Raw genomic sequence first — 24,466 nt, 5'->3', positions numbered from 1 at the left:
TTACAATGTTAACACTTACAAACACAAAGCGAGAAGCCCTTAACCGTTTATCAGATAAAGATGGAATTATTGGAGCTCTCGCGATTGATCAGCGCGGTTCACTGAAGAAAATGATTGCCGCCGGAAACACAAGTGATGTCGGGGATGAGGGCATCATTCGCTTTAAGGAATTAGTTTCTGAGGGGCTGACACCTTTCGCAACTTCCATTCTATTAGATCCAGAATATGGCCTTCCTGCTGCCAAAGTCCGGCATCCAGACGCAGGGTTATTAGTGGCCTATGAAAAAACAGGCTATGATGCAACGGCTGTGGGCAGATTGCCTGATTTGCTGGATGAATGGTCTGTTAAACGCCTGAAGGATGCTGGAGCCGATGCCATCAAATTTCTACTGTATTATGATGTGGATGAAGGTGAAAAAATTAATGACTACAAGCATGTTTTTATGGAGCGCGTGGGATCTGAATGTGCGGCCGAGGATATCCCATTTTTCCTTGAGATTGTCACCTATGATTCCCGCATAGATGATGTAAAAAGCCTGGAATATGCAAAGGTAAAACCGCATAAGGTGATTGATGCCATGAGGGAATTCTCCAATCCGCGTTATCAAGTGGATGTCTTAAAGGTTGAAGTTCCGGTTGATATGAATTTTACAGAAGGATACACAGAAGGTGAAACCGCCTATAGCAAGGAAAAAGCGTCCGCCTATTTCAAAGAGCAAAGCGAGGCAACCGGGCTGCCATTTATCTTTTTAAGTGCGGGTGTAAGCGCGGAGTTGTTTCAGGAAACATTAAAATTCGCAAAGGAATCCGGCTCCACCTTTAACGGCGTTTTATGTGGACGTGCAACCTGGAAAAATGGCGTCGCCCCATTTGCTGAAAGAGGTGTGGAAGCTGCACGTGCATGGCTGCAGGATACAGGGAGAAAGAATATTAAGGAGCTGAATAAGGTCTTGAAAGAAACGGCCAGTTCTTGGTTTGGGAAGGTTTCTGGATAGGTGCTTGTTTGCTGTAAAGAGATGATTCTTTATCTTTGGAGAAAGAATCATCTCTTTTTTATTTTTTATGAAAAGGAAGAGAAACAGCAACAATGGCAACCTTATTTATCACAGCAGCGGCAGTTAATTTCATTTCTCTTAATGGCTCCTGCTCCGCAATATTATCGCGATAAAGTAATGGGGGTAAAAAGTTTTCACCTTACCTAAGCAGCAATTTGCCCTAAAATTAATATTGTAAGCGTTTCCCCTTATTGCTTGCTAAATGAGAAAGGAGAAGGAGAGCAGAATGAAAGAATTAAAGGACAGGCATAAAAAAAAGATCAAAGGTTATAGAAAACAATTTGCCGTTTTACCTATAATCGCCTCATTGACGGCCACCATTACGGCCGCTCCACTTGAAACTGCTGCCAAAGATCTTACAGATCCTGCAGCCGATACGGCAGCAGGCGAGTATGATTTATCATCCGGTGCCTTACAATTGGAGAAGGAGGCAAAAGATATAGGAATTCCGCTCTTTTTGTTTGAAAATGGTGTACCCAATTCGTTTAAAACAAAAAGTGACAGCGACCTTGAGATTGACAGTCTTCACTCAAAGGACGGACAGCAATCATTAAAATGGAACTTTACAGGAGGCTCAGAACTGACAATAAAAGAAAATATTGAATTTACTCCTTTTATTCCAAATAGTCAGGATCAAGCAATCCAATCATTTGTTGTCTGGGTTTATAATGAAGAGCCAATTGATGATACAGCCACTTTTCAGTTTGGCAGAGGAAACCATGTTGATAGCTGGTTTGAAATGAACTTAAACTTTAAAGGATGGAGGACGGCATGGGTTTCGTTTGAGCGTGATATGGAGGGGAAACCACACCCGCATATGAACCGCATGACAATTGTTGCACCAGAATCTCAATCAGGTACATTACATTTTGACTCCATGATGTTGTCGACCCCTATTGATCCTCGTCACCACACACCTGACAAACAAGTTCCATTTGTTAACCCGAAAGTTATGGAAGCTGCAAACGCCCATTGGCTAGGTCTCTTGCACTATTCGAATCTCACGCCGCCAGTAGCTGAATCGGAAATAACAGAAGAGCACTTAGCAGGAATAAGAAAAGTTGAAACCAAGTTTAAAGATTTAGTCTTTAAGAAGCAGAAAGTGACAGACGCATTAATGGCAGAGATCCGCTCCCGTTTTGCCTCCTTTGGAATAACTCGAGATGATGGAGTAATTCATGGCAATCCTTTGTATATGCCTCATTTCGATCAATTTCCTTCGATTTTAAAAGAAGCATATAAGGATTTAAGTCAAACAGAAGATTTAAGAACTTTTACCGATTTTATGAATTTAGTTGCTAATACGTACCACTCCACTGAAGATGAGTCTATAAAAAATGAATTAAAATTTATATATATTGACTTAGCAGATCATTTGGCAGACCAGGGCTGGATGGATGGAAGCGGACAAGGAACAATGCATCATCTGGGTTACAATATTCGCGGATTTTATACTTCGTCCTTCCTTATGCACGGTGTTTTGAAAGAGGCTGGGCTGCTAGATCGTACCCAAAAAACGTTATTCTGGTTAAGTGGAGCCGGCAAGATTTATACTCCTAAAGAAATGGTTGTCGGCAATATCGACATTTTAAATACTACTCTAAATGGGATGCTTGCCAGTATTCTTGTACAAGAGGATACAAAAGAAAAAATTAGAGATATGGAGAGCTTTTCAACTTGGCTGTCACGGGTACTTTTGCCGGCTAAGGGTCTGGATCCCGCCTTTAAGAAGGACGGGTCTGCCTATCATCATGCTAACCATTATCCAGCTTATGCCAAAGATGCATTTAATGGGGTTACTCCTATCATGTATGTTTTATCAAACAGCCCTTTTAGTGTTAATCAAGAAGCCCATGAAACATTGAAAAAAGCATTACTGGCCATGCGCCTGTACTCAAACAAAACTCAATGGCTGATTAGTGTGGCTGGCCGCCATCCAGATGGTAAAGGAGCTTTGGTGCTGCCTCCATACCGGTACATGGCTTTGGCTGGATCCCCAGATGGAAATGAGGCAATTGACCGTGAATTGGCTGCTGCTTATTTAAGATTGGCAGATAAAGAAGATGAAACCGTCCGTTATTTTAAACAGCTTGGTATTGGTTCTGAAGCGGATCCACATGGCCATTGGTCTATGAACTACGCCAACCTTGGTATTCATAGGCGTGACAACTGGCTTGTTGGTGTAAGAGGCTATAGCCGTTATTTATGGGGAAATGAAACCTATCAAAATGCCAATCTATATGGCCGCTATATGTCGTATGGCCATATGCAAATTATGGGCTCTTATAATCATCGGGATAGCGGATACGCACAGGAGGGCTGGGATTGGAATCGTTGGCCTGGTACAACCACTATTCATTTGCCATTCGAAAAATTGCGTTCAGATGTGCGAAATGTTGACCATTTCAGCGGTTTTGAGGAAATGCTGATTTCTGATGAAACCTACTCGGGAAGTTTGAGCCTTCAAGGGCAAAATGGTATGTTTGCTATGAAACTTCATGAACATCCAAAATATGATGGTACCCACCGAGCCCGTAAGTCGTATTTCTTTTTTGATAATCGAATTGTAGCCCTTGGTTCAAATATTGAAAATTCAAACAGTGAATATCCTACTGAAACAACTTTGTTCCAAAATTACATGGAAGCTGAAACGGATCCTGTGTGGATGTCAAAAACGGGAGGCATAACAGATTTTCCTTATCAAAATCAGCAAAGTCTTGTCAAGGATGCCTGGATTATAGATAATAAGGCAAATGGTTATTATGTACCGGCAGGACAAACCGTTTCAATATCACGCTCAGAGCAGTGGTCTAAGCATCAAAAGGATGGCTCTAATACATCCGGCAATTTTTCGACAGCTTGGCTTGACCACGGGAAAGCTCCAAAAGATGGCAAATATCAATATGCAGTTTTAGTAGATACAACTGAAAATCAAATGAGAAAGTTTGCAGAATCAATGGAAAATAAGGATAATTCGCCATATATTGTACTGCAGCAAAATCAAATGGCTCATATTGTAGAAGACCGTGCTACTGGTATTACAGGATACGCTTTCTTTGAAGCCAGTGAAACTATTAATCAAGGTCCTATACATGCAATTGATACTCCTTCCATGGTTATGACCCGTACAGATGGAGAAAAGCTAGTCCTGAGTGCTGTAGACCCTGACTTAAGGTTATATGAAGGGATTGAACACGATCAATATGATGAAAATGGTGTACAAAAAGAAGTGAGTATTTATTCACGAAAATGGCGCCATGCTGAAAGCATAATGCGCCCAATAAAACTAACGTTAAAGGGGGAGTGGGATCTACTTTCAAAAGATAGCCGAATCAGAGTAGTTTCAGCTGAGAATAATCGCACAACTATACAATTTGATTGCAAGGATGCAGAACCATTGGAAGCTGTACTGCAGCCTAAATAAATAGGAAAACAAAAAAAGAGGTAAAAAACCCTTTCAGGTTTTTTTACCTCTTTTTGATTTAAGATATATCCTTAATAAACTCAAAAAGTCGTAGTTCGTTAACTTCGGTGATGATTTCCCTTGTGCTATTTTTATTAAACTTTTTCAATAGGCTGGTGATTTGTTTTTTTATTGTTTCTACTTCAACTGTGCGGATCTCGGCAATTTCCTTTCGTTTTAATCCGCTGCACAACAGCTTTAGCACCTCTAGTTCAGACTGAGTCAGATTGGCGATAATTTTAAAGAAATAGGTAAGCTGATCTTCTGATTTTTTAATTCTGGCAAATTCCTGCCTGATTTTTTCAGCAATAATCGGGCGGATCGGTGATTGGTTGTTGGCTGCAGAATAGATGGCTTCGATAATTTCTTCTTTTGGTGCTGATTTCATTAAGTAATCGACAATACCCGTCTGAAAGGCTGCAAACACAATATTATTATCCTGGTGCACTGTCAGCATTATAATTTTCGCATCGGGTAGAATTTTATGAATCTCTGAAGCTGCTTTAATACCTGCCATCTGACTTTCCATTTCAATATCCATTAAAACAATTTCAGGTTTTTTAATCGCCGCATAAGCAATAGCTTCGTAACCGCTTTTTGCAGAAGCTGATAAAGAAAGGTTCTCCACACTGCTGATGATCCTTTCAAGCCTTCTGCGATGCGCCTCCATATCGTCTGCTATTAAAATATGTATATTTTCCACTAGAATACCTCCCCGAAAGTGTAAGGGGTATATTTTATACCCTCTTGACCAGTGGCAATAATATGTCAAATTGCGTGTATTTTCCCAATTCACTTGTTACGTCAATTTTACCTCCATGGCCTGTTATAACTTTATGGCAAAAAGATAAACCAATACCCCAATTAGTAATACTGGGCTTTGTTGAGAAAAATGGAGTAAATACTTCTTCCACGTCTTCCGCGTCAATGCCGGGGCCGTTATCTCTAATCGTGATCGTCCCCCATTGATCTACCTGGTTTAGATGCACTGAAATTCTCCCGCCGGTGCTTCCTAGCGCTTCTATTGAGTTTTTCAGGATGTTATAAACTGCCTCGTTTATTTGGGTTTCATCCATGTAGACAACAATTGTTGAATCTGGCTTTTTATACTGAAATTCTATATTCGAGAGATTAGACGGAAATCGCTGGATGGCTTTTTCAATTGGATCCAATAACGGAACAGCCTTGATGTTTAAGGTGATCTGCCGAAGCTTTTCGTTTGCTTGATTAATGCTGTGAAAAGCCTGCTCACACGAATCAGTAATCAATTTAAGGCTATAGAGAGCATCCTCATCATGCGCGAGTTTTTCATGTAAGTATTCGGTTTCCGAACGAATTGCCAGCAGATGATTCTTGATGGCATGGGTAAATGCCCGGATTCCCAGAGAGGCGGTATCAATTTTTTTCTTTGTAATAACATTGATATTTGAATAGCGTGCCTCATTTGCTTTGTATTTGTAGATGTTGTAGATCATGATGCCGATCGCTGAAATCGCTATCAGAGGAAAAAAACGATATTCAATTAAAAATAGATTAATAGGCGGCTGCTGATAGTTGACAAAACTTTCACTAAATGTAGTTCTAACAAAATTGGAAGGGGCCCAGTAAAAAATAAACAGGTGTAGAAAGGTAATCGGCAGCAAGCTAATTAACGTATAAAAGGTATGATTGCGAATCGATCTCAGTTTGTAATAGCGAATGTAATAGTATGTAAATAACGCTAGGCCGAGAAGGAGATGAGCATAATTTATCGATTGAAACACAATATCTCCGGTGCTGATATATTGCTTATAGATCTTGGTCAGCTTCTCTGTTCCAAATGATACGTCCTGAAGGTACAGGTTGATACCCGGTTCATAATAAAGAAATTGCATCATGCCGAGAACAGCCAGTGCAAAATAAAAGGATCGCAAATTCGGATTGATTCTTAGGCTGCTTGTAAATGAAATGGAAAAGCTTAAAAAGGAAAAATAAAACAATATAATTCCTAAGTTGAAAAGCCGAATTAAGGTATGGGTATCAAAATTACCAAGTACCAGCCTGCTCCAAGTGCCAGGGCCTAAATCAATAAATTGGTTCACCACATTGTAATAATAATTAAATTTTGATAGATAGAGGGTAAATGAAATATACGCCAAAATCCATCCCATGGTTAAGGTGCATAGAAAGAAGACTGATCGGCTGCTAAGGTTTTTATAAATAAAAAAGATTAAAAATACCATAAAAATTAAACATAGATAAATCATATTTGTCACTCCTGGTTAAAAGAGGGGAAAAAAATTTTCTACTTATTCAGAATACTGAAAACCCTTACACTAAGTATATAACAATCTATTAAAAAAAAAAGGGGGAGAAATCAATGAAAAGAGGATTTTATTTATTGACAGTTTTAATTCTATTTCTTGGAATCATCGCGGGCTGTTCGAATGGTGCAGCTGAAAAAGGGAATGCGGAAACTGATGATGGAAAAAGTTCCAATGGAAAAATTAGTTTGAAAATGGCTGTATTTCCTGCAGATGAAGCTGTTTTCAAGAAAGGGTATGAAAATTTCAAAAAGGAACACCCCAATGTTGATATCACATTCGAAACATTCCCTCAGCAACAGTATTATGAAAAAATCCGCATGCAGCTTTCGGGAGGAGATGGATATGACCTCTTTACCGGGCAAATGGATAATATGATTGACACTGGGATCCTGGCACCGCTTGATCCATATATTAAGGAAAGCGGTATGGATGTTTCAGGATATGGGACCATGTATGACACATATAAGTATGAAGAAAAAGTTATGAGCCTTCCATATCGTAAATCCAATTGGATGCTCTATTACAACAAGACCCTTTTCGATGAAAAAGGTATTGAGTATCCAAGTGATGATATGACATGGGATGATTTCAGGGAATTGGCGAAAAAAATGACTAATGGGAGCGGAGAAGATAAAGTATATGGCGCCTATTTACAGCAATGGCCGTCAACTTGGTATATGAGTGCTGTTCAGAAGGGAGCATCTGTCATAGATAAAGACTTAACCCCTTTTAAGGATGCATTACAATTAAGGATTGACCTTGAGAAAGACGGTTCAATCATGAAATGGTCTGAACAGGTAACAACTGGTGCACATTACAATGCAGCATTCCAAAAAGGAAATATTGCGATGAATATCATTGGAGATTGGCATGTTGCCCAGCTTCGTCAAGGTGAAAAGGAAGGAACAGTGAAGTTTGATTGGGATGTTGCACCAATTCCTCATCCAGAGGGTGTAGCAAAAAATACCTCATTGGCATTGCCTGTCAGCATTATGATGAACAAAAATACAAAGCATCCTAAAGAAGCTTTTGAATTTCTAAAGTATATGACTGGCAAAGAAGGGGCGGAGCTCCTTGCCTCAGAAGGCTATTTAACCGGATATATGGATAAGGATGTCGAATCAGCATATCTGGGTGATGGCAAGCAAAAACCAGAAAGCCTTCATTATTTCTTAGAAACTAAAGAATATACAGAATATCCAATGCTGCCTGGCGTGAAAAACATTGTGGTCGAACAAATATTTAAGCAAGAGGGAGAGCTTGCCCTGCTTGGCCAGCGTTCAGTGGATGATGCGATCAAAGAAATTGGAAAACGTGTAAAAGGCGAATGGGCCAGCAAATACGGAGAAAAGTAAAAACAGCGGGCACTGCTCTGTTATTTATATAAGCAGTGCCTAGTTTTAACAGAAGGAGTGAAAAAAGAATGAGGCTTGGTAAAAAAGCAAAATCAATGACCATAAGTAGAAATCGGATAACAGCTTATACTTTCCTTCTGCCAAACATTATTGGCTTTCTGGTATTTATTCTTATTCCTGTCATTGCCTCATTTTGTATGAGTTTTACCTCTTGGAATGGCTTTGGCAGTATCGAGTTTATTGGTTTTGAAAATTATAAACAATTAATATATGATGCTAATTTCCGTATTTCCTTTATTAATAGTGTCCTCTTTATGTTAATCTCTGTTCCCGTTACCTTATTCCTTTCTGTTTTAATCGCGGTTGCATTAAATCGTGGAATTCGGTTTGTAAAAGTTTTCAGGACTGCTGTTTTCCTGCCATATGTTACGGCAACGATTGCTGTTGCAGCTGTATGGCAGCTCATTTTTAATCCCACCTTGGGACCAATAAATGGAACATTGATGAAGCTTGGTATCGAACAACCGCCTGGATGGCTGTCTTCCCCAACCTGGGCCTTAATTTCCGTCTCCATTGTTTATATCTGGCATTCAGTCGGTTATTACATGGTCTTATTTTTAGCGGGTCTTCAAAATATTCCGGATTATCTTTATGAAGCTGCCGAATTGGATGGTGCTGGATCCATTTCCAAATTTTTTAATATCACACTTCCAATGTTGTCCCCGGTAATATTCTTTACAACCATCATAGGTGTTATTAATTCATTCAAAGTATTTGATTTAATATACGTTCTGACCGGTGGCGGGCCTGGCCGATCAACCCATGTTCTTGTATACGACATTTATAATACCGCTTTTAAGCAATTCGAGTATGGGTACGCCTCAGCAATGGCTTATGTATTGTTCTTGTTGATTTTAGTGATTTCTATTATCCAATTCAGAGGACAAAAAAAATGGGTCAACTATTAATAGAGAAAATAATAGAAAGGAGTGGATAAAATCTATGAATATTGCAACAGAGGCTTCTGTTCCTGCCCAAGAGGTAAATAGTAAAAAAATATCTAGAGGCAAAATCATCAGATATCTTTTGATTATTCTAATGTCGGTCGTAATGATATTACCCTTTATTTGGATGTTGTCCTCTTCATTAAAAGCAGAAACGGAGATCTTCGGATTTCCGATTAAATGGATTCCAGAAACATTCCGCTGGGAAAATTACACAAAGGTCTGGACGGCTGTCCCGTTCCATCTTTATTATTTGAATACCTTAAAAATCGCTGTCATTACAACGATTTTAGTCATTATCAATAGTTCCCTTGCTGGATATGCTTTTGCGAAAATTAAATTCCCTGAAAGCAATCGATTATTTTTTATTTATGTTGCAACGATGATGATTCCTTATCAAGTCATGATGATTCCGCAGTTTATGCTGATGAAGCAGCTTGGTCTCGTTAATTCTCATTGGGCACTGATTATACTGGGAGCGTTTAATCCGTTTGGTGTTTTTTTGTTCCGGCAATTTTTCTTATCGATACCGGATGAGTTACTGGAGGCAGCAAGAATTGATGGGTTGAGTGAATTTGGGATTTATTGGAGGATTATATTACCTTTGTCAAAGCCTGCTATTGCTACTCTAGTCATTTTCTCCTTCATGCATTCCTGGAATGACTTTTTGGGGCCATTAATCTACCTCACATCCGATCATTTATATACTTTGCAACTCGGAATTCAGCACTTTATTACAGAGTATAACACGGAATATGCCCTTCTGATGGCTGCTGCTGTTTCGGCGATTGTGCCGACCATCATTGTTTACTTCCTAGCCCAGGATCACTTTATTAAGGGTGTTGCAAATACCGGAATTAAGTAAACACATGATCAGTGGGAGTTTTGGGAGCGCGTTGACTCCTCCCTTGCTGATTGCAGAGAAGAACCATCTTGCCCAACGGGCCATTTAACCCCATTAATCTCCTGTCTTTGCTCTGACTAAAAGTGGGGTACCTAGTTAGACTGCGATAAAGCATAAAGGAGCGAAATGATGAACAAAAAATATCAAAGGGGATTATCCTTTTTAATTATTCTTTCATTATTGATGGCAGTGGCTGTCCATGTGCCATCGACTATGGCAAGTGGATCTGCAGGATTGTTAAATACCGGATTTGAAAGTACAGAAACACCAAATGCTGGCTGGGACCAAATGGGAGCACTTAATTGGAGCGTGTGGAAACCAACTGGAAGTCCCTTTGTATCTATTTCCGAGGAAGCCAGCCGTACAGGTAAGTATGGGCTGCTGATTTCGGCTGAACAAACATCGAGAACTGCCGTGTCACAGGATGTACTTGTAAATGGAAATATAACCTATCAATTAAGTACATGGTTAAAAACAGAAAATATTGTGAGTGAACAGGGAGCAAGAATGAGAGTAGCTGCCTATGATGGAAATCAGCAGCTTGGCCTTCTTTATTCCTCACGATTAACTGGAACCCATGATTGGTCACAAATCAAAATGGAGATAAAGATACCTGAAAATGCAGACAGGATTCGTGTCCAGCTATTCTTTGAAACAGGCACAGGAACAGTCATGTTTGATGATGTTTCATTACGATCGATAGAACCGGCAACTTCAATTGAAATTGAAAACAAGGAAGTGGCCATTCGAGAGCAGGAGACAGCTGATTTACATGTAAAGCTTGAGCCGGCAGGTGCAAGCTCTAAAATATCATGGTTTTCGACTGATGAATCAATTGCAAAAGTGGAAAACGGCATGGTGAAGGGGGTGAAGGCAGGCGAAGCTGTCATAACGGCCGTGACGGATAATGGTCTGACAGCAAGCAGCACGGTCAAAGTGAAAAGAAATGATGCGATAGAACAGCCAGCAATTGAAGACTTCGAAATTAGTCCAAAAGAACTTATGCTTAATGCAGAGCAGGTGCGCTTACTTCAAGCAGAAGTTGATCCTGAGAATGGAGATGCAGGGCAATTGGTATGGAGTTCTTCCAATAATAATATTGTCTCTGTTCAGAAAGGACTTGTAGAAGCTAAATCACCAGGAAATGCTGTAATTACAGTTGAGACTTCAGATGGGAGATTAAAAAAGGAAATTCAAGTGACTGTTTCACCTTCCATACAGGATGAATACGACGTTCTCCGAAAGAAATGGGAAACCCAATTGACCAGTCTTGACTTTTATGATGACTCAAATGAACGAATGAAAGAAATGGTTTTCAATCAATCAAAAAAAGCTGAACTATTATGGAAGACAATGGATAGGAATAATGATCGGACTTTTTTGTGGTATAAATATGCAAGCACTGAGGATTCTGCTGACATCCGTGATAATTATCGGAATTTGACCGCAATGGCTATGGCTTTTTCTAATGAACATTCACCCCTTTATCGCCATCCGAAATTACTGAAAGATATATCGGATGCGTTGGAATGGCTTTATGAGAATCGCTATAACGAATCTATCGTTCAATATAGTAACTGGTGGCACTGGGAAATTGGAGTTCCAAAAGAATTAAACAACATTTTGGTGCTTTTGTATGATTATTTGGATCAGGAAACCATTCATCGTTATTTAGAGACTGTAGACCATTTTCAGCCGGATCCAACGAAATCTGGAGCAACAACTCCTGAAAAGTATCGAGAAGCTGTCGGAGCTAACAGGATTGATGTCAGTAAGGTGGTTGGAGTACGGGGAGTAATTGTAAAAGATGCAGAAAAAATCGCTTCTGCCAGAGATGCCCTAAGTCAAACTTTTGAAAACGTAACAGCTGGGGATGGATTCTATGATGATGGCTCTTTTGTGCAGCATGAAAATATTTCCTACACAGGTTCCTATGGAATTGTGTTAATTGAAGGCTTAACAGAAATGCTTGAGTTATTAAACGGATCGGCATGGGATGTAAAGGACTCTAAAGTGAACAATGTTTATGACTGGATTGAAGAAGCGTATGAACCGTTTATGTATAAAGGAGCTTTAATGGATATGGTGAGAGGGAGAGCGATTTCACGTGATTTCCTTCAGGACCATCAGGCGGGCCAAACGGTTATAAAAACGGTCATTCGAATGGCTCAATTTGCACCGGAACCATACAAGGAAAAATACAAGAGAATGGCAAAGTATTGGCTGCAGAAAGATTCGTATTTCGATTATTTTGCCAATGCTAACAGCTTCCGGGATATGGTCTTAGCTAATCAGCTTCTTGAGAATCAGTCCGTCACTCCAAGGGGGGAGCTTAATTATCATAAGACTTTTGCTTCAATGGATCGGGTGGTTAATCGGAAACCGGGCTATGCCTTTGGTATCAGCATGTATTCAAACCGAATTCAAAACTATGAAGATATGAATGATGAAAATCGGAAAGGATGGTATACCGGAGAAGGGATGACGTATTTGTATAATGCCGATCTTGCACAATACAGCGATGACTTCTGGCCAACAGTAGACCCGTACCGGATGCCTGGCACGACGGTTGATACGATTAAGAGGGCCGATGGAAGCGGTGAACACACTTCATCAGAATCATGGACAGGAGGCTCAACGCTAAACCGGTATGGATCTGCAGGCATGTCTTACAAAGCCTGGAACAGCTCGCTATCAGCCAAAAAATCATGGTTTATGTTTGATGATGAAATTGTTGCTCTCGGTGCAGGAATCAGCAGTGATGATAACAGGCAGATTGAAACGATTGTTGAAAATCGCAAAATCCGGAATAACGGCTCGAATCAGCTTCTTATCAATGGTGAAAAGCAGGAGCTGAACGAAGGTGAACTGCAAGCTGCAGAAGCCAAGTGGGCACACCTGGAAGGAAATGTTTCCGGGGCTGATATTGGTTACTATTTCCCTGAAGTTAAAACGCTCACGGTGAAAAAAGAACAGCGTACAGGCGCCTGGAAGGACATTAATTATGGCGGTCCGGCTGAACAAATAACGCGTTCTTATACAGCCATGTGGTTTGACCATGGGTTGAACCCTGCAAACGAAACGTATTCTTATGTGTTATTGCCAGGTTTGAAACCGGAGCAAACAAGAAATTATGCTGCAAAACCGGATATTAAAATACTTCGAAACGATTCTGCCGTTCAAGCGGTTCAGGATTTAAAGAAAAACATCATCGGTGCTAATTTCTGGCTGGATGAAAAGCAATCGGCAGGTCCGTTAACTGTTTACCAAAAAGCTTCCATTACAATGCAGGAGAAGGATGGAGTGCTGGAGCTGGCCGTTTCGGATCCAACGATGCAAAACAGCGGGTGGATTGAAATCAACATTGACGGAAAAGCCTTTAAGGTTTTAGAAGCAGATGAACAAATACAGGTTGAGCGAACCAAGCCTTCGATTAAGCTGAAGGTGAATGTTAAACAGATGTACGGTAAATCGTTAACCGCCAAATTAAAAATGATACCAAGCAAAAAAGGCTATAATCCGAAATCAATCAGATAAACGAAATGACAAAAAGGAGAGAGACTATGGGGAGACGACAAAAGCCCAATTTGATTTATATTTTTGCAGATCAATGGCGCAGGCAGGCTGTAGGGTTTGAGAGGGAGGATGATGTGCTTACACCGAATATAGATGCGTTTGCACTGGAAGGCACAATTTTTTCCAATGCCGTCACATGCTCTCCATTATGTTCTCCCCACCGGGCATCCATGCTTACAGGCAAGTATCCAAACAGTACCGGGGTCTATACGAATTGCAAAGTTGGAGCAGATGTCAGCTTAAGTCAGGATGAAATTTGTATTAGCGAAGTACTTGCAGAAAATGGCTATCAGACTGGATATATCGGAAAATGGCATCTCGATTTGCCGGAATTAAATGAAACAGACCAGCCGGTATCCGGTGCAGCCGGCTGGGATGCGTATACTCCACCTGGACCGAAAAGGCATGGGTTCCAATATTGGTATTCGTATGGGGCATGGGATGAGCATCTCACACCGCATTACTGGCAGGATTGCCCGGAGAAAATTAACGTGAACCAATGGTCAGTGGAGCATGAGACAGACAAGGCGATACATTATATTCAATCACGAAGAGATGATCAGCCGTTTGCATTATTTTTATCCTGGAACCCGCCTCATAGTCCGTTTGATCAAGTGCCGGAAAAATACCGGAAGCTTTACAATCGAGAACGAATAAGACTAAGGGAAAACGTGAACCAATCCGCTTTCTCTGTTCATACCGGGGAAGCAATGGATGGAGGCATGGAAGAGTTAAAGGATAAACAATTGAATTACTTTGCAGCCATATCTGGAATAGATGACCACTTCGGCAGGATTTTAAAGTATTTAAAGGAAGAAAAGCTGGAAGAGAACACGATTGTGGTATTGACTTCTGACCATGGAGAAATGATGGGCTCTCATGGGTTGATGGCGAAGCATGTATGGTACGAAGAGTCGATCGGAGTTCCATTTTGCATTCGCTGGCCAAAGAAGGTTCCGCAAATCAGAACAGATTTGCTGCTCAATACGGTTGATATCATGCCAACCCTTCTCAGCCTCATGAAATTAGATGTTCCTGATACGGTCGAGGGGAATGATTTGTCAGGCTGCATTTTAAATCAGCAGATCAGCGGACCGGAGGAAGCGTATATGTGTGCCTATCCGGGAAGGAAGGAAGCTATTGAAGCATTTCAGAAAGCGGGACTAAATAATCGCGAATATGGATGGCGAGCCATTCGAACCCATGAGTTTACCTATGTGATCCATCATGGCTATGCCCCGGGCGACGAACAAATCCGTTTGCTATACGATTTGCAAAAGGACAAATACCAGCTCCATCCAGAACACATTGATTATCCCGAATCCCACCCGATTGCAAAGGAGCTCGAAAGAAAGCTCTGCTGCTGGCTGGTGGATTTGAATGATCCTTTTTATCGCAGATTAATGGACAGGCAAACATGCATTAATGTCACACCAAAAAAAAGAATTTAGGATGAGGACTAAACCCTAGTGAATGAAAGATTAATTACAAAGTTAGAGGTGCAGTGAGATGACTATAAGTGTTGGAGAAGTACAAAAGGAACCAATTAAGAATATTGAACGTTATACAGAAACTCCGGCTGTAGACCGTGTTTTTGTCGAAAAAGCTATAAAACATGTGTTAGCAAAAATAGATCAAAGCCTGGATGTGTTCACAGATAAATTCCCTGATTCCAGCAGTGTAAATCTTGTCTATAAGCCGATTGAAAATGTGGAATGGACGACAAGCTTTTGGACCGGCATGCTATGGCTTGCTTATGAATATACAGGGCTTGAAAAATACCGAAAAATAGCTGAAAAGCATATTGAAAGCTTTAGAGAGCGGCTTGAAAAACGGATTGAGGTTGACCATCATGACCTTGGCTTTCTATACACACTTAGCTGTGTCAGTGCTTACAAGCTGACAGGAAATGAGGAGGCAAAGGAAATTGCCCTTAAGGCCGCTGATTTATTAATTACCAGATATTACGAAGAAGCGGGAATAATACAGGCCTGGGGAAATCTTAACGATCCAAGTGAACGCGGCAGGATGATCATTGACTGCAACATGAACCTGCCACTGCTTTATTGGGCTTCTGAAGTGACTGGCAAACCTACTTACCGGAATATTGCTGAGAAACATATAAATCAGGCAGCCCAATATATTGTCAGACCGGATGCCTCCACCTTCCACACTTACTATATGGACCCTGAGACAGGTGAACCATTGTATGGCAATACACGACAGGGTTATTCCGATGACTCCTGCTGGGCGCGCGGGCAGTCCTGGGGCATTTATGGCTTTCCTCTCAGCTATCACTACATATCTGATTGGAGCTTAGTAGAATTAGCGAAAAATCTGACAAACTATTATTTAAATCGATTGCCGAAAGATCATATCTGCTACTGGGACTTAATTTTTACAGAGGGTGATGAGGAACGTGACAGCTCTGCAGCAGCTATCGCAGTGTGCGGACTATTGGAAATGTCAAAGCATTTGCCATTATTGGACCAGGAGAAAAAAGTCTATGAAAATGCTGCCCTTTTGATGATTAAATCACTGTATGAAAACTATACGACTGAGGTTGGCAGTGAAGCAAATGGAATTCTTAAACATGCTGTCTATTATAAAGGCGGCCGCCGCGGAGTGGATGAGAGCTGCATTTGGGGAGATTACTACTATTTTGAAGCATTAATACGACTTGTAAAGGATTGGAAAATGTACTGGTAGGTGACAGGGTCTAGGAGGGCGTACAATCAATTGATTGGCGTACCCCTTTCCTCTCTAATTAAGAAAGGGGACAAAATGGTATGGATGGCAAGCTTTATCGAACAATGGAATTTATCATGAATGCTTTTTTGCTGAATCTGCTTTGGCTGGTGTTTTGCCTTCCGGTATTGACCATTTTCCCGGCAACCACTGCTATGTTTGGAGTAGTCCGGGAGTGGCAGAATCATAAGGATATTAGACTAGCATCTGCTTTCTTCCGGCACTTTAAGGAGAACTTTAAGCAAAGCTTTCTTATTGGTGCCATATGGCTGGTCTTTTCCTGTTTGCTGATTGCAGATTTCCTTATAACAAATCAGTTGAATTCGAACTTTAAATACGTCCTTTTTTCGTTTCTCTTCCTGTTAAGTATCGTATATGTGTTTGCCTCAGTAACCATATTTCCTGTCATAGTACATTACCGTGGATCTTTAAAAGATGTCATTAAAAATACCTTGCTGCTCTCGGTTGGAAACCTGCATTTTACACTTCTTACATTATTAGTTCTTGCCGGGGCAGCCGGGGCTGTTTATTATTTTCCGGCAGCAACTTTGTTTTGCTTTAGCATCACAGCTTATCTGAGTTATACACTGGTGTCTAAAGGGTTTCTTAAAACGGGAAACGTTCAGGCTGAGGACCAAACAGCATTTGTCCAATGAAAGAAAAATTCAGGGAAGAAGGGACGGAGAATGCATCAAATTTTAATAACAGGTCATGGCGGTTTTCCATCTGGAGTTGTATCTGCCCTCCGTTTTTTATTGGGAAACGAACCAAAGTTAGACATCCTTGAGTTTTCAGAAGAGATGAGCCATAAACAGTATGAAACAGAATTAATTAATTTTTTGAAAAAACATCACCGGATAATTATTTTTGCTGATTTAACAAGCAGTGTTCCGCATCAAATAATTGCACGTGTTATTCTCGAAAATCAATACTCCCCTGAACATTTCCTTATTTCAGGAATGTCCTTAAGCGCCATAACAGATTTGGTGATGAAATTTCAATTTCAGGAAGCTTCCTTAGAGGAAGCGCCAGCACTCATTGAACAGGCTTTGTCCCATAGTAAGGACGTGATGCATTATCTTTCATCCTGACTGAAATGGAGATGTTTGAATTGGATTTAACCAGTTTGAAAGAAAATTTAGCAACATGCTCATCCCATCATCAAATGCCCTTTTTGAACAAGGAAGAACGTAAAGCCGCTTGCTTAAATGCCAATCTTTTATGCTCAAATATATTTGTGTTTAAAAAACCGTTGGACATGGAGGCTTGTTATATACCCTATTACTTTAAGGAGATTGATTGGAATCGGGCGATGAATGGGGATGAAGAATGGATTTTTATGCTGAATCGGCAAGAATATCTCATTGACCTGGCAAACGTATATTCGGAAACAAATGATATTAAATATCTGGAATGCTGGAAACGGCTCGTCTTTGATTGGATCGAGAATAATCCATATGAGGAATGGAAACTTCGAACATCATGGCGGACGATTGATACAGGAATCAGATGCGGAAGCTGGATGAAGTGCCTGCGGATTCTTTATGGAAAATTGCAGGATGATGAGCTGGATAGGATTTTTATTTCTCTTAAGCAGCAAGTTCTTTTTCTTAAAGGACAATATAAGGACCGCTATACGTTAAGCAATTGGGGAGTATTGCAAATAGCTGGAATCTTACAGACGGTTATCATATGCCAAGATCTCGTCCCAAAGGCAATGGTAAATTGGGCATGGGAAGAGCTTGAGCGTCAATGCGAAATCCAGTTTCATCGGGACGGCGTCCATTGGGAGCAATCACCCTTGTACCACTTTGAGGTGATGTTTTCTTTAGCTGAAGTTTGCAAGACGGCAAACATGTTAGGGGTTATGGCTCCGTTTGATCTTGAAGGAACGGTTAGACAGGCCGTTAATGCCGCTTATTATATGATATATCCGAATGGCTGTTTAGTTCCTCTGCATGATAGCGACTATGTTTTTATCGGGGATGAATTTACCCTGTTAGCAGAATTTTTAAGAACGGATAGGCCTGAGTTGTTTACAGGCTATGATAGCGGAAATATTTTCTACAAAACAGAAAAGGATTTTTTGAGCATATGGAATGGCCGCCATGGGAGCGGACATGGACATGCAAGTCTTGGTCAAATGAATCTTTTCCTTAACGGGGAAAGAGTCTTATGTGATTCCGGCAGATTTACCTATCAGGAAGGGCCAGTCAGAAACTTATTAAAATCAGCCCAAAGCCATAGCACTGTCCTTGTTGACGAGGTCCCCTTCATGTCCATTAGAGACTCCTGGTCCTATCATTATGTCGGGCAGGCCTTAGGAAATCGGGTTCAAGAAACGGCAGATTTTCTCGTGGCAGAGTGTACGTTTTCCCATACTGATTATATTGTGCAGCGAACGGTTCTTTTTATAAAAAAGGAAAGGATCGCGATTGTTGTAGACCATGCTGAAAGCCAAGGTTCTCATACAATGAAGCGATATTTTCAAATAAGCCCTGAGATCAAAGTAAGTAATCAAAATGGCAATTGGATATTAGCTGGTAATAAGAATATGAACTTTGCCTACTTCTTGGAAAATAAACAGACATACTGCCGCACCGGTCTTTTTTCAAGCCTTTATAACCAATTGAGCAATCGGGCGACATTAATTGCAGAGAGGGATTTCGAAAATCGCGGCATTGATGCATCAATCTTTTCCTCTCAGCCGCTGGCAGTCGAGAAGCATAAAATCGAACAATGCGGAAGCGTAAAGCCGCCGGCAGATGAGCTTATTCTGGGCTTCCGGCTAAAAGCAGAAACATCGAGCTTTGATATTTATATTTCTGCCAACGATACCATAGTAGGTGAAAAAGTCTACAAGCACCAAAATGTGCATCTTTATCATAAACTGACAATCTTACATAATGGCCGGAAAGTAACATTTTTTTAAAGGAGGAGTGATCTTGAAAATATATAAGACGCTAACCAAAGTGATGGAATCTGGTGTTGTAGCCGTTGTGAGGGCAGATAGCAGGGAAGAAGCGGAAGCCATTTCCGAGGCCTGTGTAAAAGGTGGCATACAAGCAATTGAAATTACATTTACCATTCAAGATGCTGAAGCGGTAATTAAGGATCTGGCTTCCCATTTTTCTGACCGACCAGAGGTAATCATTGGAGCGGGGACTGTACTTGATGAAATGACTGCCAGGATCGCTATTTTGGCCGGTGCCCAATTTGTCGTCAGTCCGTGCTTTGATGAAAGGACGGCAAAGCTTTGCCATTTATACCAAATTCCTTACATGCCGGGCTGCATGACGATAACGGAAATCAAACAGGCAATAGAGCATGGGGCCGGCTTGATTAAATTATTCCCGGGTGATGCATTAGGACCGGAGTTTGTGAAAGCTGTCAAGGGGCCGCTCCCGCAGGTGCTGCTTATGCCGACGGGTGGGGTAAGCCTCGATAATGTAGAGGAATGGATTCGAAATGGCTGTGCAGCTGTTGGGGTGGGGGGAAACCTCATTGCTCCGGCAATAAACGGGGATTACGAGAAAATCACTGAAAATGCCAGGCAATATATTCAAAAGGTCGAAAGGGCTCGCGTGGGATTAGCATGAAAAAGGTACTCACATTAGGGGAGATCATGCTTCGTTTATCTACACAGCAAGGAGTGCGGCTTAATCAGGCAGGACAGCTGGCCGTCCATTACGGCGGAGCGGAGGCAAATGTCGCTGTTTCGCTGTCCCATTTTGGATATCAAGCTTATTTTGTTAGCAAGATACCGGCTAACCCACTAGGAGAGGCGGTGGAACGCCATCTAAATTCCCATGGCGTCAAAACCGATTTTCTAAAAAAGGGCGGTCAGCGGCTTGGAAGCTATTATGTAGAGACAGGAGTGGGCGAAAGAAGTGCTCAGGTAACCTATGACCGTAAGAACTCGAGTTTTTCAGATCTTAAAGCCGAAGAAATAGAAATAGAAAAAATTCTCAGTGGCGCTTCACTTATACATGTTACGGGAATTACAATGGCCCTGTCGCCTTCATTACAGAAGTTTGTTTTACAGCTTTTTCAAAAAGCAAAGGAAATGGGGATAAAAGTAAGCTTTGACTTTAATTATCGGGCTAAGCTATGGACGCAGCAGGAAGCAGCCCTGGTATTCAAACAGATTATGCCGTTTATCAATATTTGCTTTTGCGGGGAGCTGGATGTTGTCCACATGCTTGATCTTCCGCAGGCTGATATAATGCTGCCGGCAGAGGAGCGGTTAAAAATGTATTATCAGACGATCCAAGAGCAGTTTCCGAATATTGAATATTTTAGCTCAACCTTTAGGACAGTCATTTCAGCGTCTAGCAACCACTTGCAAGGGAATTTATACACAGGCGGTAAGCTTTATCAATCGAAAGTCCACATGCTGGATCCGATTATTGATCGCATTGGAGGGGGTGATTCGTTTGCAGCAGGAATTTTGTGGGGCATTCTTGAAGGGCTACCTGCTCGGCAGATCATTTCGTTCGCAGCAGCTGCTTCTGCACTAAAGCATACCGTTTATGGAGATTGTAATCCATTTTCTAGGGAAGAGGTTCTTCAGTTTGCAGCCACAGAAACAGGAGAAATTAATCGGTAGAATACTAATTAAAAGGAGAGATATTACATGGAAACACGATATGCCCATCATCCGGACGATATAAAAAAATACGGAACCGACGAATTAAGAAGAGATTTTCTTGTGGAAACTTTGTTTGAGTCAGGTCAGGTTCATTTAAACTATACACATGTTGACAGAATGATTTTTGGAGGAGTCACCCCAGAGGATCATGAATTAACGATCAAGCTCGATAATGAGTTGGGAGTTGAATATTTTTTAGAGCGCCGTGAATTGGGAATTATTAATATTGGCGGTGAAGGCACCGTTGTTCTTGATGGAATGGAGTACGAAATGCAGCAGCGGGACGGTTTGTATGTTGGAAAAGGAACACGGGAGGTATTGTTCCGTTCCAAGGATGCCGGCAATCCGGCGAAATTTTATATCAACTCTGCGCCTGCACATCATACGTATCCGACAGTTAAGATTGATATCAACCAAATTGATCCTCTGCAGATGGGATCCTCCGAAACATTAAACGAGCGAAAAATCTATCAATATGTGCATCCGAATGTATGCGAAAGCTGCCAGCTGCAAATGGGTTTGACGATGCTTGCCCCGGGCAGTGTATGGAATACAATGCCATGCCATACGCATGAGCGCAGAATGGAAGTGTATTTATACTTTGATATGGAACCGGAAACCCGTGTCTTTCATTTCATGGGGAAACCGGAGGAAACGAGGCATTTGGTCATGAAAAATGAGCAGGCGGCCATCTCGCCAAGCTGGTCCATTCATACAGGCACTGCCACAAGCAATTATACCTTCATATGGGGAATGTGCGGGGAAAATATCACCTATAGTGATATGGATCATATAAAAATGGAAGATTTGCGTTAAATATTATATAGAGGGCCCCTGCCTGTATGGTTTAGCCATGCATGGAGGGGCTGGTTTTCTATTAGTATACTAAATTTGGGAGGTAACTGGAGTGAACAATAATCTGCTTTCATTTTCACTTGATTATTTCAATCTTGCGGGAAAAACGGCTATCGTAACTGGAGCTAATAAAGGGCTAGGTCAGGCATATGCGGTAGCCTTGGCCAAGGCTGGCGCAGATCTTTTTGTTGTCGCAAGAAATGATGATTGGGACGAGACAAGAACCTTACTTGAAGAAACGGGCAGAAGGGCAGAATTCTTTCAGGCAGACCTAAGTAATAGGGCAGCGGTAAAGCAAGTAGCAGCAGAATGTGTAAGAAGGTACCATAAGATTGATATTTTAGTAAACAATGCGGGTACGATTCTTCGGTCACCTTTACTGGAGTTTAAGGAAGAAGATTGGGATGCTGTAATGGAAGTGAATTTAAATTCTCTGTACCTGCTGAGTCAGGAGACTGCCAAGGTTATGGTGGATCAGGAGAGCGGAAAAATCATTAATATAGCTTCAATGCTTTCGTTCCAGGGAGGAAAATTCGTCCCTCCATACACAGCGAGCAAGCATGCGGTTGCAGGTCTGACAAAAGCATTTGCCAATGAACTGGCACAGTATAATATTCAAATTAATGCGATTGCCCCGGGTTATATCGCAACCGACAACACAGCTCCAATCCGGGCGGACGAAAAGCGAAATGCAGAAATTCTGTCCCGAATCCCTGCAGGCCACTGGGCAGATCCATCCGATTTAATGGGAACCGTTGTCTTTTTAGCCAGCAAGGCATCTGATTATATGAACGGGCATATTCTGTCGGTTGATGGAGGATGGCTGTCGAGGTAGTGATTGAAAGGGAAAAAGACTGGAAGATGGAGCTGGTCCTTCGGGAATGTCCATCTCAATTATGAATCGCATTTTCACCCCAATATATAATTAGGATTCTCGCGATTGAACTTTATGACTTTTAAAATTAGCAACAGTGAATACTTTAAAAACAACCTGCATAGAGGTGCATGATTCATGAAAAAACCAAACATTTTATTAATCACCAGCGATCAGCAGCATTTTGATACGATCGGTACCTTTAATCCGGAAATATCCACCCCAAATCTCGACCGCCTGGCAAGTGAAGGGACAGTATTTCAGCGGGCTTATTGTCCCAATCCAACTTGTACACCGTCAAGATCCTCGATCATTACAGGCACTTATCCCAGCCAGCATGGCGCATGGACATTGGGAACTAAGCTAAATGAGGATCACCTGACAGTCGGTGATGTTTTTGTGGAAAATGGCTATCGGACTGCATTAGTCGGGAAAGCCCATTTTCAGCCTGTACGTACGACGGAACATTATCCTTCTCTGGAATCAATGCCGCTCCTTCAGGATATCGATTTCTGGAAATCTTACAATCAGCCATTCTATGGTTTTGAAAAAATCGAGCTGCTTCGCAACCATACGAATGAATACTTAGTTGGACAGCACTATGCTGCCTGGCTGGAGGATAAAGGGTATCATGACTGGAAGCAGTATTATATGGAACCCACCGGCACGATGGACCCATCCATTCAATATCAATGGGGTATTCCTGAAGAATATCATTATAATACATTTATTGCTGAAAAAACCAATGACATTTTAGCAACCTATCAACAGGAGGGCGAAAGTTTCTTCCTCTGGGCGAGCTTCCCTGATCCACATCCGCCTTATTTGGTGCCTGAGCCATGGGCATCGATGTATGACCCGAAAAATCTTACCATTCCAGAGATTGTCCCTGGTGAGCACGAACAAAATCCTCCGCATTTTCAACAGACTCAGCAAGAGGTGCCTGACTTTTCCAGTTTGGAGGAAACAGGCTGGGGCATTCACGGCTATCACTCCCATCTTCTCCCTGAAGAGGACAGAAAAAAATTAGTGGCTAATTATTATGGCATGGTTAGCTTTATGGATAAGTATATTGGCAAGATACTCGATAAGCTGGATGAATTAGGAATAGCAGATAATACTGTTATTGTTTTTACAACTGATCATGGCCATTTCTTCGGCCAGCATGGATTGCAGTATAAAGGCGGTTTCCATTATGAGGATTTAATCAAGATTCCATTTATCGTCCGCTATCCTGGACAGGTTCCTGCACAAAAAGAATCCCGTTCCCTGCAATCGCTGGTGGATCTCGCTCCAACCTTTTTGTCCCTCGCCGGTATTTCAATTCCTCCAATCATGTCCGGGGAGAATCAAAAGGCTGTCTGGCTCGGCATAGAAGAGAAATCGAGAGATCATATTCTTTGTGAGTTTCACCATGAACCAACGACCATTCACCAAAAAACATACGTCGATGAGCGATACAAAATTACGGTCTATTATCGGCAAACCTATGGGGAAATTTTTGACCTGCAGGAAGACCCAAAGGAATTAAATAATTTATGGGATCAGCCCAGCTATCAAGAATTAAAAAAAGATCTCCTATTAAAATATGCATGGGCAGAGCTCCATAAAGAGCAGATGCCAATGCCGAGAATTTCACACGCATAGGCCTATAAGATTCAAACAGTAAAGGAGT

General features: G+C 41.4%; 18 protein-coding genes. 16 read left to right on the top strand and 2 right to left on the bottom strand.

Going from position 1 to position 24,466, the window contains the following annotated elements:
* Window positions 1-5: 5 nt before the first annotated feature.
* Both lacD and NYE23_RS10930 read left to right on the top strand, forming a co-directional pair.
* The gene (gene lacD, locus NYE23_RS10935) at window positions 6-995 is read left to right on the top strand and encodes a tagatose-bisphosphate aldolase (protein ID WP_341077801.1); all 990 of its coding nucleotides are present in this window, start codon (window positions 6-8) and stop codon (window positions 993-995) included.
* Between the two features lie 286 nt (window positions 996-1,281).
* A complete protein-coding gene (locus tag NYE23_RS10930; RefSeq protein WP_341077800.1) occupies window positions 1,282-4,479 on the top strand; it encodes a chondroitinase family polysaccharide lyase in 3,198 nt (1,065 codons plus the stop codon).
* Between the two features lie 58 nt (window positions 4,480-4,537).
* Here NYE23_RS10930 and NYE23_RS10925 read toward each other — a convergent pair whose 3' ends face one another.
* Both NYE23_RS10925 and NYE23_RS10920 read right to left on the bottom strand, forming a co-directional pair.
* Window positions 4,538-5,221, bottom strand: coding sequence for a response regulator transcription factor (locus tag NYE23_RS10925; protein WP_341077799.1), 684 nt, complete (start codon window positions 5,219-5,221; stop codon window positions 4,538-4,540).
* Window positions 5,222-5,255: 34 nt separating this feature from the next.
* Window positions 5,256-6,764, bottom strand: a complete 1,509-nt coding sequence (locus NYE23_RS10920; RefSeq protein ID WP_341077798.1) for a sensor histidine kinase — start codon at window positions 6,762-6,764, stop codon at window positions 5,256-5,258.
* Window positions 6,765-6,877: 113 nt separating this feature from the next.
* On the opposite strand from NYE23_RS10920, the gene NYE23_RS10915 reads away from it, so the two are divergent.
* The 14 genes from NYE23_RS10915 (at window position 6,878) to NYE23_RS10850 (ending at window position 24,438) form a co-directional block, all read left to right on the top strand.
* Entirely contained in the window at window positions 6,878-8,179 is a 1,302-nt protein-coding gene (locus NYE23_RS10915; RefSeq protein ID WP_341077797.1) for an extracellular solute-binding protein, read from the top strand.
* A 68-nt stretch (window positions 8,180-8,247) separates the two neighbouring features.
* Entirely contained in the window at window positions 8,248-9,147 is a 900-nt protein-coding gene (locus NYE23_RS10910; protein ID WP_341077796.1) for a carbohydrate ABC transporter permease, read from the top strand.
* A gap of 34 nt (window positions 9,148-9,181) precedes the next feature.
* On the top strand, window positions 9,182-10,048 hold the full coding sequence (locus NYE23_RS10905) for a carbohydrate ABC transporter permease (RefSeq protein ID WP_341077795.1): 867 nt from the start codon (window positions 9,182-9,184) through the stop codon (window positions 10,046-10,048).
* 168 nt (window positions 10,049-10,216) lie between these two features.
* Window positions 10,217-13,624 carry a polysaccharide lyase family 8 super-sandwich domain-containing protein gene (locus tag NYE23_RS10900; protein ID WP_341077794.1) on the top strand — a complete coding sequence of 1,136 codons (3,408 nt, stop codon included), beginning with the start codon at window positions 10,217-10,219 and terminating at the stop codon, window positions 13,622-13,624.
* A 26-nt stretch (window positions 13,625-13,650) separates the two neighbouring features.
* The gene (locus tag NYE23_RS10895) at window positions 13,651-15,114 is read left to right on the top strand and encodes a sulfatase family protein (protein ID WP_341077793.1); all 1,464 of its coding nucleotides are present in this window, start codon (window positions 13,651-13,653) and stop codon (window positions 15,112-15,114) included.
* A 58-nt stretch (window positions 15,115-15,172) separates the two neighbouring features.
* A complete protein-coding gene (locus NYE23_RS10890) occupies window positions 15,173-16,372 on the top strand; it encodes a glycoside hydrolase family 88 protein (protein ID WP_341077792.1) in 1,200 nt (399 codons plus the stop codon).
* Window positions 16,373-16,452: 80 nt separating this feature from the next.
* Window positions 16,453-17,067, top strand: a complete 615-nt coding sequence (locus NYE23_RS10885) for a YesL family protein (protein ID WP_341077790.1) — start codon at window positions 16,453-16,455, stop codon at window positions 17,065-17,067.
* 30 nt (window positions 17,068-17,097) lie between these two features.
* Window positions 17,098-17,502, top strand: coding sequence for a PTS sugar transporter subunit IIA (locus NYE23_RS10880; RefSeq protein ID WP_341077789.1), 405 nt, complete (start codon window positions 17,098-17,100; stop codon window positions 17,500-17,502).
* A gap of 20 nt (window positions 17,503-17,522) precedes the next feature.
* Entirely contained in the window at window positions 17,523-19,343 is a 1,821-nt protein-coding gene (locus NYE23_RS10875) for a heparinase II/III family protein (protein WP_341077788.1), read from the top strand.
* Between the two features lie 13 nt (window positions 19,344-19,356).
* On the top strand, window positions 19,357-20,010 hold the full coding sequence (locus NYE23_RS10870; RefSeq protein WP_341077787.1) for a bifunctional 4-hydroxy-2-oxoglutarate aldolase/2-dehydro-3-deoxy-phosphogluconate aldolase: 654 nt from the start codon (window positions 19,357-19,359) through the stop codon (window positions 20,008-20,010).
* A gap of 26 nt (window positions 20,011-20,036) precedes the next feature.
* Window positions 20,037-21,020: a sugar kinase gene (locus NYE23_RS10865; RefSeq protein WP_341077786.1), complete on the top strand. Its 984-nt coding sequence runs from the start codon at window positions 20,037-20,039 to the stop codon at window positions 21,018-21,020.
* A 27-nt stretch (window positions 21,021-21,047) separates the two neighbouring features.
* A complete protein-coding gene (gene kduI, locus NYE23_RS10860; RefSeq protein WP_341077785.1) occupies window positions 21,048-21,878 on the top strand; it encodes a 5-dehydro-4-deoxy-D-glucuronate isomerase in 831 nt (276 codons plus the stop codon).
* Window positions 21,879-21,969: 91 nt separating this feature from the next.
* Complete coding sequence (kduD, locus tag NYE23_RS10855) at window positions 21,970-22,752, top strand: 2-dehydro-3-deoxy-D-gluconate 5-dehydrogenase KduD (protein WP_341077784.1); 783 nt, start codon at window positions 21,970-21,972, stop codon at window positions 22,750-22,752.
* Between the two features lie 177 nt (window positions 22,753-22,929).
* Window positions 22,930-24,438 (top strand): sulfatase family protein, encoded by a 1,509-nt coding sequence (locus NYE23_RS10850; protein WP_341077783.1) that lies wholly within the window; start codon window positions 22,930-22,932, stop codon window positions 24,436-24,438.
* The last annotated feature ends 28 nt before the right edge of the window (window positions 24,439-24,466 follow it).

It is taken from the genome of Cytobacillus sp. FSL H8-0458 (assembly GCF_038002165.1).
Taxonomy (GTDB): domain Bacteria; phylum Bacillota; class Bacilli; order Bacillales; family Cytobacillaceae; genus Cytobacillus.
The sequence above is the reverse complement of the archived record's forward strand: the minus strand, read 5'-3'. Positions and strand labels throughout refer to the sequence as shown.

Bases quoted from the DNA above. Each gene is read 5' to 3' on its own strand.
- NYE23_RS10865 (WP_341077786.1), top strand. From the start codon at position 20,037: ATGCTTCGTTTATCTACACAGCAAGGAGTGCGGCTTAATCAGGCAGGA.
- NYE23_RS10880 (WP_341077789.1), top strand. From the start codon at position 17,098: ATGCATCAAATTTTAATAACAGGTCATGGCGGTTTTCCATCTGGAGTT.
- NYE23_RS10900 (WP_341077794.1), top strand. From the start codon at position 10,217: ATGAACAAAAAATATCAAAGGGGATTATCCTTTTTAATTATTCTTTCA.
- NYE23_RS10885 (WP_341077790.1), top strand. From the start codon at position 16,453: ATGGATGGCAAGCTTTATCGAACAATGGAATTTATCATGAATGCTTTT.
- kduI (WP_341077785.1), top strand. From the start codon at position 21,048: ATGGAAACACGATATGCCCATCATCCGGACGATATAAAAAAATACGGA.
- NYE23_RS10930 (WP_341077800.1), top strand. From the start codon at position 1,282: ATGAAAGAATTAAAGGACAGGCATAAAAAAAAGATCAAAGGTTATAGA.
- lacD (WP_341077801.1), top strand. From the start codon at position 6: ATGTTAACACTTACAAACACAAAGCGAGAAGCCCTTAACCGTTTATCA.
- NYE23_RS10890 (WP_341077792.1), top strand. From the start codon at position 15,173: ATGACTATAAGTGTTGGAGAAGTACAAAAGGAACCAATTAAGAATATT.
- NYE23_RS10905 (WP_341077795.1), top strand. From the start codon at position 9,182: ATGAATATTGCAACAGAGGCTTCTGTTCCTGCCCAAGAGGTAAATAGT.
- NYE23_RS10895 (WP_341077793.1), top strand. From the start codon at position 13,651: ATGGGGAGACGACAAAAGCCCAATTTGATTTATATTTTTGCAGATCAA.
- NYE23_RS10915 (WP_341077797.1), top strand. From the start codon at position 6,878: ATGAAAAGAGGATTTTATTTATTGACAGTTTTAATTCTATTTCTTGGA.
- NYE23_RS10920 (WP_341077798.1), bottom strand. From the start codon at position 6,764: ATGATTTATCTATGTTTAATTTTTATGGTATTTTTAATCTTTTTTATT.
- NYE23_RS10850 (WP_341077783.1), top strand. From the start codon at position 22,930: ATGAAAAAACCAAACATTTTATTAATCACCAGCGATCAGCAGCATTTT.
- NYE23_RS10910 (WP_341077796.1), top strand. From the start codon at position 8,248: ATGAGGCTTGGTAAAAAAGCAAAATCAATGACCATAAGTAGAAATCGG.